This window comes from Microbacterium hydrocarbonoxydans, from assembly GCF_011752045.1.
Lineage (GTDB): Bacteria > Actinomycetota > Actinomycetes > Actinomycetales > Microbacteriaceae > Microbacterium.
This window is the reverse complement of the sequence record NZ_JAAKXW010000001.1, coordinates 1,378,666-1,396,015: the sequence shown is the minus strand read 5'-3', so window position 1 is coordinate 1,396,015 and position 17,350 is coordinate 1,378,666. Positions and strand designations below refer to the sequence as shown.

Annotated in this window: 16 protein-coding genes; 9 read left to right on the top strand and 7 right to left on the bottom strand. The window is 71.4% G+C overall.

The window, feature by feature from the left end; translation table 11 throughout:
• Positions 1 to 17: 17 nt before the first annotated feature.
• Positions 18 to 1,004: a glycerophosphodiester phosphodiesterase family protein gene (locus tag G6G98_RS06540; protein WP_164233068.1), complete on the top strand. Its 987-nt coding sequence runs from the start codon at positions 18 to 20 to the stop codon at positions 1,002 to 1,004.
• Positions 1,005 to 1,084: 80 nt separating this feature from the next.
• On the opposite strand, the gene G6G98_RS06535 is transcribed toward G6G98_RS06540, so the two are convergent.
• Together G6G98_RS06535 and G6G98_RS06530 are read right to left on the bottom strand one after the other, a co-directional pair.
• Positions 1,085 to 1,546, bottom strand: a complete 462-nt coding sequence (locus G6G98_RS06535; protein WP_164233070.1) for a hemerythrin domain-containing protein — start codon at positions 1,544 to 1,546, stop codon at positions 1,085 to 1,087.
• Between the two features lie 21 nt (positions 1,547 to 1,567).
• Entirely contained in the window at positions 1,568 to 1,966 is a 399-nt protein-coding gene (locus tag G6G98_RS06530) for a YccF domain-containing protein (protein ID WP_067349616.1), read from the bottom strand.
• A gap of 99 nt (positions 1,967 to 2,065) precedes the next feature.
• Between G6G98_RS06530 and G6G98_RS06525 the strand changes: the two genes are divergently transcribed.
• The 5 genes from G6G98_RS06525 to ligD all read left to right on the top strand — a co-directional run bounded on the left by G6G98_RS06525 (position 2,066) and on the right by ligD (position 8,913).
• On the top strand, positions 2,066 to 3,061 hold the full coding sequence (locus tag G6G98_RS06525; RefSeq protein ID WP_164233072.1) for an ABC transporter ATP-binding protein: 996 nt from the start codon (positions 2,066 to 2,068) through the stop codon (positions 3,059 to 3,061).
• On the top strand, positions 3,058 to 4,083 hold the full coding sequence (locus G6G98_RS06520) for an ABC transporter permease (RefSeq protein ID WP_067349619.1): 1,026 nt from the start codon (positions 3,058 to 3,060) through the stop codon (positions 4,081 to 4,083). The genes G6G98_RS06525 and G6G98_RS06520 overlap by 4 nt, the downstream gene beginning before the upstream one ends.
• A 70-nt stretch (positions 4,084 to 4,153) precedes the next feature.
• Positions 4,154 to 6,610 carry an ATP-dependent helicase gene (locus G6G98_RS06515; RefSeq protein WP_164233074.1) on the top strand — a complete coding sequence of 819 codons (2,457 nt, stop codon included), beginning with the start codon at positions 4,154 to 4,156 and terminating at the stop codon, positions 6,608 to 6,610.
• Positions 6,611 to 6,659: 49 nt separating this feature from the next.
• On the top strand, positions 6,660 to 7,781 hold the full coding sequence (locus tag G6G98_RS06510; protein WP_164233076.1) for an SseB family protein: 1,122 nt from the start codon (positions 6,660 to 6,662) through the stop codon (positions 7,779 to 7,781).
• Positions 7,782 to 7,860: 79 nt separating this feature from the next.
• On the top strand, positions 7,861 to 8,913 hold the full coding sequence (gene ligD, locus G6G98_RS06505) for a non-homologous end-joining DNA ligase (protein ID WP_067349627.1): 1,053 nt from the start codon (positions 7,861 to 7,863) through the stop codon (positions 8,911 to 8,913).
• A 6-nt stretch (positions 8,914 to 8,919) separates the two neighbouring features.
• Here ligD and G6G98_RS06500 read toward each other — a convergent pair whose 3' ends face one another.
• Together G6G98_RS06500 and G6G98_RS06495 are read right to left on the bottom strand one after the other, a co-directional pair.
• Complete coding sequence (locus tag G6G98_RS06500; protein ID WP_067349630.1) at positions 8,920 to 9,963, bottom strand: ATP-dependent DNA ligase; 1,044 nt, start codon at positions 9,961 to 9,963, stop codon at positions 8,920 to 8,922.
• A gap of 150 nt (positions 9,964 to 10,113) precedes the next feature.
• Entirely contained in the window at positions 10,114 to 11,562 is a 1,449-nt protein-coding gene (locus G6G98_RS06495; protein ID WP_164233078.1) for a phytoene desaturase family protein, read from the bottom strand.
• A gap of 45 nt (positions 11,563 to 11,607) precedes the next feature.
• Here G6G98_RS06495 and G6G98_RS06490 point away from each other — a divergent pair, with 45 nt between their 5' ends.
• Entirely contained in the window at positions 11,608 to 12,099 is a 492-nt protein-coding gene (locus G6G98_RS06490; protein WP_067349636.1) for a hypothetical protein, read from the top strand.
• A gap of 36 nt (positions 12,100 to 12,135) precedes the next feature.
• Here G6G98_RS06490 and G6G98_RS06485 read toward each other — a convergent pair whose 3' ends face one another.
• Entirely contained in the window at positions 12,136 to 13,077 is a 942-nt protein-coding gene (locus tag G6G98_RS06485) for an SDR family oxidoreductase (RefSeq protein ID WP_164233080.1), read from the bottom strand.
• A gap of 123 nt (positions 13,078 to 13,200) precedes the next feature.
• On the opposite strand from G6G98_RS06485, the gene G6G98_RS06480 reads away from it, so the two are divergent.
• Positions 13,201 to 14,064 (top strand): helix-turn-helix transcriptional regulator, encoded by an 864-nt coding sequence (locus G6G98_RS06480; protein WP_164233173.1) that lies wholly within the window; start codon positions 13,201 to 13,203, stop codon positions 14,062 to 14,064.
• Here G6G98_RS06480 and G6G98_RS06475 read toward each other — a convergent pair.
• Together G6G98_RS06475 and G6G98_RS06470 are read right to left on the bottom strand one after the other, a co-directional pair.
• Positions 14,061 to 15,296, bottom strand: coding sequence for an acyl-CoA dehydrogenase family protein (locus G6G98_RS06475; RefSeq protein ID WP_164233082.1), 1,236 nt, complete (start codon positions 15,294 to 15,296; stop codon positions 14,061 to 14,063). The genes G6G98_RS06480 and G6G98_RS06475 overlap by 4 nt on opposite strands.
• A 72-nt stretch (positions 15,297 to 15,368) precedes the next feature.
• Positions 15,369 to 16,031, bottom strand: a complete 663-nt coding sequence (locus G6G98_RS06470) for a TetR/AcrR family transcriptional regulator (RefSeq protein ID WP_067349646.1) — start codon at positions 16,029 to 16,031, stop codon at positions 15,369 to 15,371.
• A 142-nt stretch (positions 16,032 to 16,173) separates the two neighbouring features.
• On the opposite strand from G6G98_RS06470, the gene sucC reads away from it, so the two are divergent.
• Positions 16,174 to 17,340 carry an ADP-forming succinate--CoA ligase subunit beta gene (sucC, locus tag G6G98_RS06465; protein WP_067349649.1) on the top strand — a complete coding sequence of 389 codons (1,167 nt, stop codon included), beginning with the start codon at positions 16,174 to 16,176 and terminating at the stop codon, positions 17,338 to 17,340.
• Positions 17,341 to 17,350 lie beyond the last annotated feature (10 nt).

Sequence of the window (17,350 nt, the reverse complement as noted above, 5' to 3'; positions counted from 1 at the left end):
TGTTCTACGCTGTGAGCGTGCCCAGGAAATCCCCGCTCGTGATCGGGCACCGCGGTGCCCCCGGCTATCGGCCGGAGCACAGTCGCTCCTCCTACGAACTCGCGCTCGCGATGGGGGTTGATGCCGTCGAGCCCGATGTCGTGGCGACGAAGGACGGCGTCCTCGTCGTGCGGCACGAGAACGAGATCTCCGGCACGACGGATGTGGCCGAGCATCCGGAGTTCGCCGACCGCAAGACGACCAAGCGGGTCGACGGCCAGGCGCTGACCGGCTGGTTCACCGAGGACTTCACGTGGGCGGAGCTGTCGACCCTGCGCAGCCGCGAGCGGCTGCCGGAGGTGCGCCTCTCCAGCGCGAGCTTCGACGGCGCTCAGGCCATCCTGCGCCTCGTCGACGTCCTCGACATCGTGCGGGCGGGCTCGCACGAGCACGGCAGGGAGATCGGCGTGGTCCTCGAGGTGAAGCATGCGACGTACTTCGCGAGCATCGGCCTGGACCTCGCGCCCCTCATCGAACGGGACCTCCGCGCGGCGGGCTGGGCGGACGGAGAGCTGCCCCTCATCGTCGAGTGCTTCGAGTCGAGCATCCTCGGCGATCTGAAGGCCCGCGGCATCGTCGCGTCGTACATCTACCTCATCGAGGCATCGGGTCGCCCCTACGACCTCCTCGTCGCACAGGGCAAGCAGGCGCTCTCGTACAAGGCGACGGTGACGCCGAAGGGTCTGGACGGCCTCGTCGGCAAGGTCGACGGCATCAGCGTGAACAAGCGGATGCTGCTCGCGAAGGGCAACACGATCGTCGCGGACGCGCACGCCAGGGGGCTCAAGGTGTTCACCTGGACGGCGCGCCCCGAGAACGCCTTCCTCTCCGCGGAGTTCCGCGGGGCCGGGGGCAAGGGCGCCTACGGCGACTACGAGGCCGAGTGGGGCGTGATCGCCCGCACCGGCGTCGACGGCGTCTTCGTCGACCATCCCGATCTCGGCGTCGGGTTCTTCCGCGGCTGACGCGCTTCGATCGCGGTTCCGGTCGCACTTCGTGCGGGTGTTCCGCCGCCGGACCGTGCCGAACTGCGACCGGAGCCGGATCAGAGCGGTCCGAGGGCGTCCTGGACCGCGCCCGCGAGGGTGAGTGCTCGCAGCGGGGCGAGGATCTCGCGCTCCTCGAAGCGGAAATGCGACTCCATGATCGCGCCGACCCCGTCGAGGTGGCGCTCGATCGAGTCCCGGCTCTCGCCGCTCTCCACGGCGTGACGGAGTCCGCCGAGCAGGTGTGAGAGCATCGAGTGATCCTGCATGAGCTTGTCGATCACCCCGCCGAGCTCCGGATGCTCCGTCCGCAGCGCCGGGAAGAGCGCACGGTCCTCGCTGCGGTGATGGCCGTCGAGGGCGGAGCAGAAGCCGATGCAGAACAGCAGCAGGTCCGAGGCGGCCTGCGGTGCGTCCGTGCCGGAGGCGAGCGCCTCACGGGTGGTCTCCAGCGCAGCCCGCAGCCGGGTGTGCGCTCTGCGCAGCTCGTCGTCCCAGGCGATCAGGCGGTCGGCATCCATCCGCGCCAGTCTAGGCGCGGCTCAGAGCGAGCGGTCGAACGCGCCCTCGCGGGTGGACACGATCTCCTTGCCCAGCGGCATCAGCGACACCGGCACGAGCTTGAAGTCGGCGATGCCCATCGGGATGCCGATGATGGTGATGCACAGCGCGATGCCGGAGACGATGTGCCCGATCGCGAGCCACCACCCGGCGAGGATCACCCAGAGCACGTTGCCGAGGAAGGAGCCGACGCCCGCGGTCGGCTTGCTGACGATCTCCCGCCCGAACGGCCAGAGCGAGTAGCGGGCGATCCGGAACGAGGCGATGGCCCAGGGGATGGTCACGATCGGGATGCAGAGCAGGACGCCGGCGAGGACATAGCCGAGGAACAGCCCGAAGCCGGCGAAGATCAGCCAGATGACGTTGAGGATCGTGCGCACGGCTCGATTCTCGCACCTCCGACCTGCGAGCCTGCGTGTCGGCTGAGCATCCGCGTCCGCCTGCGCGGAAACGCGGCGCCCCGGTGCGAGACTGACCGCATGACCGGAATCGTCGTCGAGAACGTCAGCAGGTCCTTCGGGGCCGTCCAGGCCGTGCGCTCGGCGACGCTGCGCGCCGCACCGGGCCGGGTCACGGGCCTGGTCGGGCCGAACGGCGCAGGCAAGACCACGCTGCTGCTGATGCTCGCCTCCCTGCTCGCTCCCGACGAGGGCTCGATCAGCATCGGCGGCGTCGACCCCGTGAACGACCCGCTCTCCGCACGCCGGCTGCTCGGCTGGATGCCGGACGCGCTCGGGGCGTGGCCCTCGCTCACCGCCCGCGAGACCATGGCGACGACGGCACGGCTGTACGGCATCCCGCGGGCGGACGCCGCGGCGCGGGCCGAGGAGCTGCTCCGCGTCGTCGGACTCGCCGAGCTCGCCGACGCGCCGGCAAAGGTCCTCTCCCGCGGTCAGAAGCAGAAGCTGGGTCTCGCCCGGGCGCTCGTGCACGACCCGCAGGTGCTGCTGCTCGACGAGCCGGCCTCCGGCCTCGACCCCGAGGCGCGCATCCAGCTGCGCGTGCTGCTGCGGCGCTTCGCCGCGGAGGGGCGGACGGTGCTCATCTCCAGCCACATCCTCTCCGAGCTCGAGGAGGTCGTCGACGATGCGGTCTTCCTCGTCGCCGGCGCCGTCGTCGACACCGCCCCGGCGCAGGCGATGATGCGCGCATGGCGGATCCGGCTGGTCGGGGCGGATGCCGCGCGGCAGAGCGCGGACGCCTGGCAGGTCGCCTCAGCTCTCGGCGTCCCGCCCGAGGCGCTCGGCGCCGACCGCGGGGCGGTGCTGGTCGGCTTCGAGAGCGAGGCCGCGGCATCCGGGGGACTGCAGGCCCTCGTCGCCGCGGGGCTCGCCGTCTCCGAGTTCGCCCCCGCGCAGAGCGCGCTCGAGCACACGTTCCTCAACCTGCATCCGTCGGCGGTCGCACCGCCGCAGGCGGCGGCCTCCCCGCCACCGCCACCTGAGGCCCCGAGCGGGACGGAGGCCGGAGCATGAGCATCTCCAGCATCGGGATCATCGCCCGCCTCGAGCTGACCCAGCGCCTGCGCAGCGTCGGCTGGTACATCCTGCTCGGCGTCTTCGCCCTGGTGCTGCTCGGCGTCACCGGGCTCGCCTTCGCCGTCTACTCCTGGGGCGAGTTCGTCGGCGCCGGGGTGTTCTCCATCGTCGTGAACATGGTGCTCCTGCTCGTGGTTCTCGTCTCGCCCACGCTCAGCGGCAACGCGATCAACGGCGACCGCGACGCGGCGACCCTCGCGGCCGTGCAGGTCACCGCGGTCTCGACCGGCGACATCATGCTCGGCAAGCTCGTCGCGGCCGTCGCGACCGGCGGCGCCTTCCTCGTCGTGGCGCTGCCGTTCCTCGCGGTGGGACTGCTCGGAGGCGGGGCGAACCCCGTGGTCCTCGCGGTCTCCCTGCTCGTGCTGATGGCGGAGATCGTCATCGTCGCCGCGATCGGGGTGGGACTGAGCGGACTCATCGCCCGTCCCCTCTTCTCGGTCGCCTCGACGTACCTCGTGGTCGCGGCGTTCGTGATCGGCACGCTCATCGTGTTCGCGCTCGGCGGCCTGGCCGTGCGCACCGACGTGACCTCTCAGCAGCGTCCGTTCGATGCGAACGGCCAACCCGTCTGCGACCGCTGGGACACGCAGACGTACGAGGTGCCGCGCTTCGACCTCGTCTGGTGGACGCTGGCCGCCAACCCGTTCGTCGTGCTCGCTGACGCGACTCCGACCGAGTTCTCCCCCGACGGCTATCCGGTCGACATGTTCGGCCAGATCAAGCTCGGCGTGCGCAGCGCCCAGCAGCCGCCGCAGCCGCAGATCTGGGACGCTTGCGACACGACGTCGACGCCGGACGACTACCGCACGCCCCGGGAGATCCTCGACTCCTCGGTGCCGAGCTGGTTCGTCGGACTGGGCGTGCAGGTCGTCGTCGCCGCGGGCCTGTTCGCCGGCGCGTGGGCGCGCACGCGCACGCCGGCGAGACGGCTTCCTCCGGGAACCCGCATCGCCTGAGCGCCCGCTGCCGCGGCGGCAGGGGAGCGCCGTCTGCGGTGTCCCCGGGGCGGCCTAGACTTCTAAGGTCATGACCGAAGCTCCCCTCATCGTCCCCGGATCCGTCGGCCCTCGTTCCACGGGGGGTCAGGGCCAGGACGACCTCCTCGCCGGCCTCAACCCTCAGCAGCTGGAGGCCGTGACCTATCGCGGCCCGGCGCTGCTCATCGTGGCGGGAGCGGGCTCAGGCAAGACCAGCGTGCTCACCCGCCGGATCGCCTCGCTGCTGCGCGCCCGCGAGGCGTGGCCGAGCCAGATCCTCGCGATCACCTTCACCAACAAGGCGGCCGGCGAGATGCGCGAGCGCGTGGAGGCGATCGTCGGCGACGCCGCACGCGGCATGTGGATCTCCACCTTCCACTCCGCCTGCGTGCGCATCCTCCGGCGCGAGGCGGAGCAGTTCGGGTTCACGAAGTCCTTCACCATCTACGACTCCGGCGACTCGCGCGCGCTCATCAAGCGGCTGGTCAAGGAGCACGAGGCCGACGCCTACGGGCTGACCCCGGCATCCGTGCAGTCCCGCATCTCGAAGCTCAAGAACGAGCTGTCGGATGCCGAGGGCTACGCCCGCCAGGCCAACATGTCCGACCCCGCTGAGCGCATCTTCGTCGAGCTGTTCGCCGATTACCAGCGGCAGCTGCAGAAGGCCAACGCCTTCGACTTCGACGACCTCATCGGACAGACCGTGTACCTGTTCCGGGCCTTCCCGCAGGTGGCGGACACCTACCGCCGCCGGTTCCGGCACATCCTCGTCGACGAGTACCAGGACACCAACCACGCTCAGTACGCGCTCATCCATGAGCTGACGCGACCGGTGTCCGCCGACGCCCCGGACCCGTATGCCTCGAACGGAATGATGATCTTCGAGCCGGAGACGGCACCCGCGCTGGAGGCGGCATCGCTCACGGTCGTCGGCGACTCCGACCAGTCCATCTACGCCTTCCGCGGCGCCGACATCCGCAACATCAGCGAGTTCGAGCGCGACTTCCCCGGCGCCAGGGTCGTGCTCCTCGAGCAGAACTACCGGTCGACCCAGAACATCCTCTCGGCGGCGAACGCCGTGATCGGCAACAACTTCGACCGCAAGGACAAGAAGCTCTGGAGCGACAAGGGCGACGGCGACAGGATCGTCGGCTTCACCGGCTACTCGCAGCACGACGAGGCGCAGTTCGTCGCCGACGAGGTCGAGGCGCTGCGCCGCGCCGGCATGCCGTACTCCGAGATGGCGGTCTTCTACCGGACCAACTCGCAGTCCCGCGCGCTGGAGGAGATCTTCATCCGCTCCGCAGTGCCGTACAAGATCATGGGCGGCACGAAGTTCTACGAGCGCGCCGAGATCAAGGACGCCCTCGCCTACCTCGTCGCCGTCGCGAACCCGGCCGACGAGATGGCCGTCCGACGCATCCTCAACAAACCGCGACGCGGGATCGGCGACGTGACCGAGACGGCGATCGCCCGCTTCGCCGAGGAGCACGGGATCACGTTCCGCCAGGCGCTGTCGGTGCCTGCCGAACTCGGGTTCGGTCCGAAGATCCAGGCCGCGATCGCCCAGCTCGACGCCGTGCTCGCCGAGGCGACCGAGATCATGCTGCCCTCCTCCGGCGAGGTGCCGGCGCCGACCACCGTGGCAGACGGCCTGAGCCTGCTGCTGTCGAAGAGCGGCTACCTCGACGCGCTGCGCGCCAGCCGGGACCCGCAGGACGAGGCCCGCGTGGAGAACCTCGACGAGTTCGTCGCCGTGGCCCGCGACTTCGCGCGCAACAACCCCGAGGGCACGATCGTCGACTTCCTCACCGAGGTCGCCCTCGTCTCCGACGCCGACGACCTGGATGACGAGTCCGGCGCGGTCTCCCTGATGACCATGCACACCGCCAAGGGGCTCGAGTACGACGCCGTCTTCGTGACCGGCGTCGAGGAGGACCTCATCCCGCACCGCATCTCGGCGGGGGAGCCCGGCGGTCCTCAGGAGGAGCGCCGGCTGTTCTACGTCGGCATCACCAGGGCGCGCAAGCGCCTGCACCTGTCGCTCGCGATGACCAGGGCGCAGTTCGGCGAGGTCTCCGTCGCGATGCCGAGCCGGTTCCTGCAGGAGATCCCGTCCGGGCTCATCGACTGGCGCCAGTCCCCGGGAGATGTGAACTCCCGCGGCGGCATGCAGTCGCGCGCGCTCAACGCGCGGCGCGCGGGCGGCTTCGGCGGCGGTTCCGGCTCAGGCGACCGGTTCGCGGTCAAGCCGCTGCCCGGGCGTGATCAGCTCAAGCCGCTCTCGACCGCGATGGACAAGATCCCCAACCGCGTCACGGCGAAGATGCGCGACAACGGCGACCTCGAGCTGGCCGCGGGCGACCGCATCCGTCACGTCGACTTCGGCGAGGGACGCGTGGATGCCGTGACCGGCGAGGGCGCCAAGCGCATCGCCCACGTCCGGTTCGACTCGGCCGGGCAGAAGAAGCTCCTCATCAAGGTCGCGCCGATCGAGAAGATCTGACGCCCCGATGCTGTGAGCACTGACGCCGGCGAGGGTTAGGCTGGCTCATATGGCCCTGTTCTCCCGCCGCAAGAAGTCCGCTGACGACGTCGTCACGCCGGCATCCGCCCTCACGGAGCCGGAGAGCGAGACTCCGGTCGCCGCGGAGCCCGAGACGACGGAGCCGGCTCCGGCCGTCAGCATCTCCGTGCAGGCCTTCCGCGGCGTCGGCGCTCAGGCAGGCCCCGCGATCACGCTGCCCGACCCCGACGCGAAGCCGCAGCCCCCCGCGGCGCCGGTGAACGCCGCGGCGCCTGCGCCCGCACCGGCCCAGCCGGAGGAGCGCCGACTCCCGCTCGCCCCCGCCCTGCCCCCCGCGCAGACGGAGACCGTCGCGGGGATGAAGGACAACGTCCTGCTGCGCGAGGCGCTCAAGCAGATCGAACAGGGGGCGTCCAACGAGCAGCTGCTGGGCGTGCTCCGCCAGGCGCTCCAGGGTCACCTGTACATCCGCGTGAACGGCGACGCCCGCGCGCAGATCAGCGAGGGCAAGCCGCTCGCCGTGGCCGTCGTCCGCGACGGCGATCGGCAGTTCATGCTCGCGTTCAGCTCCGCGGGCGCCGTCCGCGACTCGGTGCAGCTCGAGAGCGACCCCACCGCCACCTCGGCGGTCGCGCAGCCGGCGACCTCCGTGTTCCAGCAGGTCGTCGCCGGAGAGTTCGCCGGGCTCATCGTCGACAACGCCTCGGCGCCGCACCGGGTGGTGTTCCCCACGGAGCTGCTGCAGAAGGCGGTCGAGCAGGCCGACGCCGAGATGACGGTCAAGTCGCTCCTCGCTGCCCCGCGCGCGCAGGACACGACCTCGAAGGTCGGCGAGGCTCTCGCGCGCAAGCGCATGTGGGTGGCGGTGAACGACGGATCGGGCACCGGTCAGGTCGGCATCGCCGAGGCGCAGACCCCCGACGGCAAGAGGTTCCTCCAGCTGTTCTCGCACCCGCTCGAGGTGCTCGCACTGGGACGCGGCGACCGCCCGCTGCCCTTCGAGCCCGAGCAGCTCGCGAAGGTGCTCTCCAGTCACACCGAGATGGCCGGCGTCGTCGTCGACCCCGCCGGCCCGACCCTCGTCGTGGAACGCGACGCCCTGGCCCCGGTGCTCGTCCTCGCCGTGCGCCTCGGCGACGGCAGCGACTGACAGCAGCGACCGACCGCAGCGGCGTGGTCGCGGCGCGTCCGGGGTTCCGCGCGGCGAGCACGCGCCCTAGGGTCGGAGCATGGCCTCCGAACGAGTGACCCTGACCGTCGTCGACCCCGACGGAGAGCGCGAGGTCGTGCTCTCCAGCCCGGACAAGGCCGTCTGGCCGGTGCCCGGAATCACCAAGGCCGAGCTCGCGGAGTACTTCCAGCTCGTCAGCGGTCCCTTCCTCGAGGCGAACGGCAACCGGCCGGTGTCGCTCGAGCGCTTCCGCGACGGCATCGCGAAGGGCGGCTTCTTCTCCAAGAACCCGCCCGCCGGCACCCCCGACTACGTCGATGCCGTGATGGTGACGTACAACAGCGGGCGGCAGCATCCGCAGATCGTCCTGAACCGGCCGAGTGCGATCGTGTGGGCCGCGCAGATGAACACGATCGTGTTCCACCCGTGGGCGTCGCTCGCGAGCGACCCCGACAACCCTGTCGAGCTGCGCATCGACCTCGACCCGCAGCCGGGCACCGACTTCGCCGACGCGGTCCCTGCGGCCCACGCCCTGCGCGAGGTGCTGCGGGAGGTCGGTCTCGAGGCGTTCGTGAAGACCAGCGGCAACCGCGGCCTGCACGTCTTCGCGCCGATCGAGCCGACGCACGAGTTCCTCGACGTCCGCCACGCGGTGATCGCCGCCGGCCGCGAGCTGGAGCGCCGGATGCCGGACCGGGTGACGATGAACTGGTGGAAGGAGGAGCGCGGAGAGCGGATCTTCATCGACTTCAACCAGGCCAACCGCGACCGCACCATGGCGGGCGCCTACAGCCCGCGCGCCCTCCCCGCCGCGACCGTGTCGACACCGGTGCACTGGGAGGAGCTCGACGGGCTCGACCCTGCGCAGTTCACGGTGCGCACGGTGCCGAAGCGACTCGCGGACATCGGCGACCCGTGGGCCGGGAAGCAGGACGCCCCGGGCCGGATCGACACGCTGCTGGAGTGGTGGGAGCGCGACAAGGCGAACGGACTGGGGGAGCTGCCGTTCCCCCCGGAGTTCCCGAAGATGCCGGGGGAGCCGCCGCGCGTGCAGCCCAGCAAGAAGGTCGCCGAGAACTGGGACGAGGACGGCAACCCGGTGGCGGGCTGAACGGGCTCAGCTCAGGACGTCTGCGAGGTCGTAGCCGGCCACCGTCTCGAGCTGGTCGTAGGTGCAGGTGCGCGCGTCGCGGTCGGGGCGCCAGCGCTCGAACTGCACGGTGTGCCGGAACCGCATGCCCTCCAGCTGGTCGTAGCGCACCTCGAGCACCCGCTCGGGGCGCAGCCGCACGAACGACACGTCCTTCGCACCCGAGAAGCGCGAGCGCTCGCCCTCGCCGGTGACGGCGGCCCCCGATTCGTCGCGCTCCACCAGCGGTGCGAGCTCCTCGACGAGCTCCTGCCTGCGCGCGTCGCTCCATGCGGCGACGCCGCCGACCTGGCGCAGCACGCCGTCCGAGCCGTACAGGCCCACCAGGAGGGAGCCCACCCCGGAGCCGGACTTGTGGATGCGGTAGCCGAGGGCCACGACGTCGGCGGTGCGCGCGTGCTTGATCTTGAACAGCGTCCGCTTGCCCGGCGCGTACGGCTGATCGAGCGGCTTCGCGACGACCCCGTCCAGTCCCGCCCCCTCGAACTCCTCGAGCCAGCGCACCGCGGCCTCGCGGTCACGAGTGGTCCGGGTGAGATGCAGCGGGTGCCCGACGCCGGACAGCAGCGCCTCCAGGCGCTCGCGGCGCGCGGCGAAAGGGGCGGCCTGCAGATCCTCGTCGCCCGCGGCGAGCAGGTCGAACGCGATGAACATCGCGGGCGTCTCGACCGCGAGCTTCGCGACGCGGGAGGCGGCGGGGTGGATGCGCTGGCTCAGCGCTTCCCAGTCCAGCCGCTGCGCGCCCGCGGGTCCTGTCGCGACGACGATCTCACCGTCGAGGAGGCAGGGACCGGGGAGGAGCGCGGGGATCGCCTCCACGAGCTCGGGGAAGTACCGCGTCAGCGGCTTCGCCCCGCGCGAGCCGATCTCGACCGTCTCGCCGTCCCAGGCGATCAGACCGCGGAAGCCGTCCCACTTCGGTTCATACAGCAGGCCGCCCGATGTCTTCGACGGATCGGGGACGGATGCCGCGGCCTTGGCCAGCATGGGCGCGGGGATGTCGTAGCGCATGGTCCCATCCTGGCGGCGCCGAGTGGAGGAGGGAAGGCGGCCTCATGTCGTCGAGACCCCGTCCTGTCGTCGAGACCCCGTCCTGCCGACGTCGATACGCCGGGGTCTCGGCGGGAGCCCGGGGTCTCGAGGACCAGGGAAGGGGGCGGGTCAGAACAGCTCGTCGAGCGACGCCCGGATGCCGGCGTCCTTCAGCGCCGTCCGCGCGGCATGCCAGCCGGCCATGCCGTTGACGCCGGGTCCGGGAGGGGTCGACGCGGAGGCGAGGTACACCCCGCGCATGGGCGTGCGCCAGGGGGCGGGGCCGAGGGTCGGCCTGCGGAGCGCCTGCCTGATCGTGAAGGAGCCGCCGAGCACGTCTCCGCCGATCTCGGAGGGGTTGATCGCCTCGCGGGCGGATGCCGGCACGGCGTGGTGCGCGAGGATCCGGTCGCGGAACCCGGGCGCGAACCGCTCGACCTGCCGGGTGACGAGATCGGTCGGGTCGAGATCGGAACCCGGCGGCACGTGGATGTACGCCCACAGCACCGCCTTGCCCTCCGGCGCGCGGCTCGGGTCGAACACCGACGGCTGCACGGCGAGCACGTAGGGGCGGTCGGTCACGCGTCCGCGGGCGACGGCGTTCTCGCTCGCCCAGACCTCCTCACGCGTGCCGCCGAGGTGCACCGTCGGCGCCTCGGCGACGTCGGCGTTCGCCCAGGGCACCGGGCCGTCGAGTGCGAAGTCGACCTTCGCGGCCGCGGGGCCGTAGCGGTACGACCGGAGGGCGCGGGCGTAGCCGGCCGGGATGTCCGGGTGGGTGAGGGCGAGCCTCGGCGACGTGTTCAGCAGCAGCAGATCGCCGCGGGCGGGGTCGCCCCAGTCGAGGGCGGAGAGGTCGGCGACGCCGGCATCCGTCACCGCGACGCCCCCGTGGGCCTCCAGATCGGCGAGGAGGGCGTCGGCGATGCGCTGCGCGCCTCCGCGCGGATACATCCAGCCGCCGGCGTGCCCGAGCGCGGCGAGCAGCAGGCCGGCGGCCGCACCGGCGAGCGAGGGGAGCGGGGTGTTCGCGTGCGCGAGCACCCCGGAGAGCAGGGCCGCGCCCTCCTCGGTGCGGAAGGCGCGGCGCGCGAGCGGGGTGCCCTGCTCCAGCATCCGGAGGGCGTACCGGATGGCCGTGACGGGTTCGCGGGGGAGGCGCAGCAGCTGATTCCCGGTGAAGTCGACCACTCCGTCGATGTGCGCGCTCAGGGGGCGGAGCAGGGCGAGCCAGGCGCGCTCGTCGTCGCCGAGGCTCGCGGCGGTGCGGTCGATGTCCCGCCAGGCGATGCCCGCCCTGCCGCCGTCGAGAGGATGCGCGTAGGAGATCTCGGGACGGATCCACTCGATCAGGCTTCCGAGTCCGAACGCCTGGAAGAACGGCGAGGCGAGGGCGGCGGGATGCACCGCGGAGCAGACGTCGTGCCGGAAGCCGGGGAGCGTGGACTCGGCCGTGCGGACGCCGCCGCCGATCGTGTCCGCGGCTTCGAGCACCCGGACCTCGTAGCCGGCCCTCGCGAGCGCGACCGCGGACGTCAGGCCGTTCGGGCCGGAGCCGATGATCGTCGCGCGAGCCATGCGGCCAGTCTTCCACGCCCGGCCGGGGATGAGATCATGGAAGGGATGAACGAAGTCCAGGGCCCGACCCCCACCGGCACCTCCCGTCCGTACCGATCCCTCGCAGAGGCTCTGCGCGCGCACCGCATCAACGAATCGAACCATGAGTTCATCGCCGCGATCATGGATGCCGTCGGCATCTCCTCCTACATCGACCGCGGCCGGTACATCGAGGCCATCCGCCGCGGCGAAGGCGCATCCCTGCACATCGGCCGCACCTACACGAACGGCTTCACCGAGGACGAGCTCGTCGTCGTCGGCTCCCGTCCGCAGCGGCTGAAGCCCAGCGAGGGGCGTCCGCCGTACTTCTACGTGACGCACCCCAGCGAGTTCCTCCCGGAGACTCCGGCTCGCGCCAAGCGTCCGTCCGCCCCGCGCACGGCGGCGCCTCGGGCGGCGGCCGCCCCCCGCGCCCCGAAGCCGGAGGAGCGCGACTACGGCGTCTGCGACGTGTGCTTCATGGTGAAGACCCCGGCCGGCGGCTGCGGCTGCGACTAGGACGGCGCGACATCGTCGGGAAGCCGTCCGTGGCGATCAGACGGCGACCCGGGCGCCGGTGAGCTGTTCCGACAGCCGCCACACCCTCGCTGCGGCATCCGCATCCCGCAGCGGCCGGTAGAGCCTCTGCGGTCCCGGCCTGCCGCCGAGGCGACCGGGCCCGCTCGGGCCGTAGAAGCCGCCGCCGCGGGCATCCGGAGAGGTCGCCGCGTACACGGCGGGAAGGCCTGCGCTCTCGGCGGTGCCGAAGAGGATGCCGCGCCGGGACAGCGCCCCGATCACCCTCCTGCTGCGCGTCTGGGTCTCCCGCCCGAGCTCGGGTCGAGCGGCCAGCAGGCTCGTGGGAGCGACTCCGGGGTGGGAGAGGGTGCTGGTGATGCCCCACCCCTCCGCGCGGCTGCGCCGGTCGAGCTCCAGGCCGAAGAGTCCTAGGGCGATCTTCGACTGCCGATACGCGCGCATCCCGTCGTAGGAGCGCTCGCTGTTCGGATCGTCCTCGTCCACGGTCCCCGTGCGAGCCGCGACGCTGATCTGCGAGGTCACGCGTGCCCGGCCGTCGATCAGCAGCGGGAGGAGCTGCCCGACGAGGGCGAAATGGCCGAGGTGGTTGGCGCCGAGCTGCAGCTCGAAGCCGTCGATCGTGGTCTGCCGCTCCGGCGGCGTCATCACGCCCGCGTTCGCGATGAGGATGCCGATCGGGTCGCCCTCGGCGCGCAGCGCGGAGCCCAGGTCCGCGACGGAGTCCAGCGAGGACAGGTCCAGGTCGCGCAGCGAGAGCGCGGCCGCCGGCACCGTCCGGCGGATGCGGGCGATCGCCGCCTCGCCCTTGTCCCGGTTGCGCACCGGCATGATCACCTCCGCCCCCGCGGCGGCGAGGCGCGCGGCGATGCCCGTGCCGATGCCGTCGCTCGCGCCGGTGATGACCGCTCTGGTGCCCGTCAGGGATGGGACGGTGATGTCGATGTCCGTGCGTGCCATGATGCTCTCCTCTGATCTCCCTTCCACGCTCCCGCAGCGCCGTCGGCGCATCCAGGGACTACCGATCCGTGGATGCGCTCGCGGCTGGCTGGTAGAACGGAACGAGGGGAGGAGGCGCTGATGGTGATCGACCGGGCCGGTCTGGCCGCGTTCCTCCGGCGGCGTCGCGAGGCGCTGCAGCCGGAGGATGTGGGGCTCCCGCGCGGTCGGCGCCGCCGGACGACGGGACTGCGCCGCGAGGAGGCGGCTGCCCTATGCCACATGTCGACGGACTACTACGCGCGGCTCGAGCAGGAGCGCGGCCCGCAGCCGTCCGAGCAGATGGTCGCGGCGATCGCACAGGGGCTGCACCTCTCCCTGAGCGAGCGCGACCACCTGTTCCGGCTGGCCGGGCATGCGGCGCCCGCGAAGGGCGCCGGGGGCGATCACATCAGCCCTGGCATGCTCCGCATCCTCGACCGCCTGCAGGACACCCCGGCGGAGATCATCACCGAGCTGGGCGAGACGCTGCGGCAGACGGCGCCCGGCTCGGCGCTCCTCGGCGACCTCACGCGCTTCAGCGGGCCGGCGCGGAGCATCGGCTACCGGTGGTTCACCGACCCGTCCGCGCGCCTGCTCTACGAGCCGGAGGACCATGCCTACCTCAGCCGCCTCTGGGCGTCCGGCCTCCGCGAGGTGCTCGCGCTCCGCGGACCGGGCTCGAGAGCGGCCCGCTACGCCGAGCTGCTGCTCGCGCAGAGCGAGGAGTTCCGGGCGCTCTGGGCCGAGCACGAGGTCGGCCTCCGCCCGCGCGAGGTCAAGCGGTTCCGGCATCCGGAGCTCGGCTCTCTGGAGCTCAGCTGCCAGACCCTGGTCGATCCGGTGCAGGCGCACTCTCTGCTGGTGTACACGGCCGCCCCCGGGAGCGAGAGCGATGAGAAGCTGCGGCTGCTGTCCGTGCTCGGCGCGCAGTCGTTCAGCGGAGCGCCGGTGCCGGATGCCCCCTAGACGAAGGCGCTCATCCCGGTGATGTCGCGGCCGAGCAGCAGCGCCTGCACGCTCTCGGTGCCCTCGTAGGTGTGGATCGCCTCGATGTCGGCCATGTGCTGCATCACGCCGTTCTCCAGCAGGATGCCGTTGCCGCCGAGGAGGTCGCGAGCGGTGGCCGCGACCCGGCGCGCGGCGCGGGTGTTGTGGAACTTCGCCAGCGAGGCCTGCGTCGGACGCAGCTCGCCCGCGGTCTCCAGGTCGGCGAGGCGGCGGCAGTACAGCTGCATCGCGGTGAGGTCCTCGAGCATGTGGGTGAGCCGCTCCTGCACCATCTGGAACTTCGCCAGCGGCTTTCCGAACTGGATGCGCTGCGCCGCGTACGCGAGGGCGGCCTCGTAACAGGCGGTCGCATGTCCGAGCGCCGACCAGGCCACCCCGGAGCGGGTGGCGTAGAGCACGGTGGAGGCGTCCTTGAAGCTCTTCGTCCCGGGGAGCACCGCGTCCAGCGGGACCCGCACGTCGTCGAGCAGGATGTGCGCCTGGTGGATCGCGCGCAGCGAGGCCTTGCCGCGGATCGGCGTGCCCGTGTACCCCGGCGTCTCCTGCTCGACGAGGAAGCAGCGCACGGCACCGTGCTCGTCGGCATCCGGGTCGTCGACGCGCGCCCACACGAAGGTGATGCCGCCGGAGGCGCCGTTGCCGATCCACTTCTTCGCGCCGCGGATCACCCACTCGGCGCCGTCGCGGCGGGCGACGGTCTCCAGGGAGACGGAGTCGGAGCCGTGGTCGGGCTCGGTGAGCGCGAAGGAGCCGAACACCGAGCCGTCGGCGAGGGCGGTGAGCCACCTCTCCTGCTGAGCCTCCGACCCGAACAGCGCGAGCGTGCGCAGGGCGAGTCCGCCCTGCACGGCGAGCACGGTCCCGAGCGATCCGTCGCCGCGCGAGATCTCCATGTTCACCAGCCCGGCGGCGAGCGGGGAGAGCCGCGTCAGGAGCGGATGCTCGATGCCGTCGACCACCAGGTCCATCTCGCCCATCCGGCGGGTGGCGTCGAGCGGGTACTCTGCGCGGTCCCACGCATCCGCCATCTGCGGCCCGACCTCGTCGATGTACGCCTTCGCGCGGTCCCACGCGGAGCGGTCCTCCGCCGGGATGTCGGCGAACACCGCGTAGTAGTCGCTGTCCTGACGTCCGGTGATGTCGTACGACGAGACGCGCTCGCCGGGGAAGGGGGTGGCTTCGGTGCTCATGGTGCTCCTTCGTGGCACCAAGTATCGTACTCGCCGAAACTGAGTTTCACGACCCCGGGGAGGGGGAGCCCGTCAGTCGAGCTGGGTGCGCAGCCGCCGCGTGACCTCCGCGATCGGCATGGAGCGGGGGAAGACGGCCACGACGACGTCGTCCGGGGCCTCCGCCGGAGCCTCGGCCGGCACGCCGTAGCGGCGGCGGACGTCGGCGAGCGCCGACTGCAGCGTCGACAGCGGCACCTTCTTCTTGCCGCGCAGCAGCTGGCGCAGGACGTGGTTGTGCACGGCGGTGACGAGGGCGGCGAAGCCGACGGCGTCCAGCGGGTCGATGCCGGGGAGCGAGCTGCGCAGGTACTCGTCGAACAGCCGCTCGTAGCGGAACACGGTGATGATCTCGCGTTCGCGCAGCACCGGCACCTGGCGCACGATCTGGTAGCGACGGCGGGCGAGGTCGGGGTCGTGCGCGAAGTGCGCGTAGACGGACTCGGATGCCGCGCACACGGCGCCCCACGGGTCGTCGTGGCCCTCGGCGAGGAACTCGCGCAACTGCTCGAGGAGCACCTCATGGTCGGCGAAGACGACGTCCTCCTTGCCGCCGAACTGGCGGAAGAAGGTCGACCGCGAGACCCCCGCCGCCTTGGCGATCTGCTCGACGGAGGTCTGGTCGAATCCCTGCGCCTGGAAGAGTTCGAGCGCGGCGGCGACGACGGCGGCGCGCGGTTCGGGGAAGTCTCGCATGGCAGAAGCCTAGACCGGCGTCGCGCGCCCGCCGTGGCTTGTGACTCGCGGGGACGCTCAGGGCGAGGTAGTAAGCTGGGGGACTGGTCGATGTCTCGACATCGAGAGAATTACCAGGCCGCATCCCAGTGAAGGAACCACAGTGGATCTGTACGAGTACCAGGCACGAGACGTTTTCGAGAAGTACGGAGTGCCGGTCCTCGCCGGCATCGTCGCCGACACCCCCGAGGAGGTGAAGGCAGCCGCGGAGAAGATCGGCGGCGTCGTGGTCGTCAAGGCCCAGGTCAAGACCGGTGGTCGCGGCAAGGCCGGCGGCGTCAAGGTCGCGAAGACCGCTGACGAGGCGTACGAGGCCGCGAAGGCGATCCTCGGCCTCGACATCAAGGGCCACGTCGTCAAGCGCGTCATGGTCGCTCAGGGCGCGCGCATCGCCGAGGAGTTCTACTTCTCCGTGCTGCTCGACCGCGCCAACCGGTCCTACCTCTCGCTGTGCTCCGTCGAGGGCGGCATGGAGATCGAGCAGCTCGCCGTCGAGAAGCCCGAGGCCCTGGCCCGCGTCGAGGTGAACCCGCTGACCGGCATCGACAAGGCGAAGGCCGTCGAGATCGCCCGTGCCGCGAACTTCCCGGAGGACCTCGTCGAGAAGGTCTCCGATGTGTTCGTCAAGCTCTACGAGGTCTACAAGGGCGAGGACGCCACCCTCGTCGAGGTGAACCCGCTGGTCCGCACCGAGGACGGCGACATCATCGCCCTCGACGGCAAGGTCACCCTCGACGACAACGCCTCCGAGATCCGCCACCCCGAGCACGAGGAGCTCGAGGACAAGGACGCAGCCGACCCGCTTGAGGCCAAGGCCAAGGCGAGCGGCCTGAACTACGTGAAGCTCGACGGCGAGGTCGGCATCATCGGCAACGGCGCAGGCCTTGTCATGTCGACCCTCGACGTGGTCGCGTACGCCGGTGAGAACCACGGCGGTGTGAAGCCCGCGAACTTCCTCGACATCGGCGGCGGCGCCAACGCGCAGATCATGGCGGCCGGCCTCGACGTCATCCTCGGCGACGAGCAGGTCAAGAGCGTGTTCGTGAACGTGTTCGGCGGGATCACCTCGTGCGTCGCCGTCGCCGACGGCATCGTGAAGGCGCTGGAGATCCTCGGCGACGCCGCCACCAAGCCGCTGGTCGTCCGCCTGGACGGCAACCAGGTCGAGGAGGGGCGCGCCATCCTCGCGGAGGCGAACCACCCGCTCGTGACCCTGGCCGCCACGATGGACGAGGGCGCCGACAAGGCCGCCGAGCTCGCCAACGCCTGATCGCCGACGA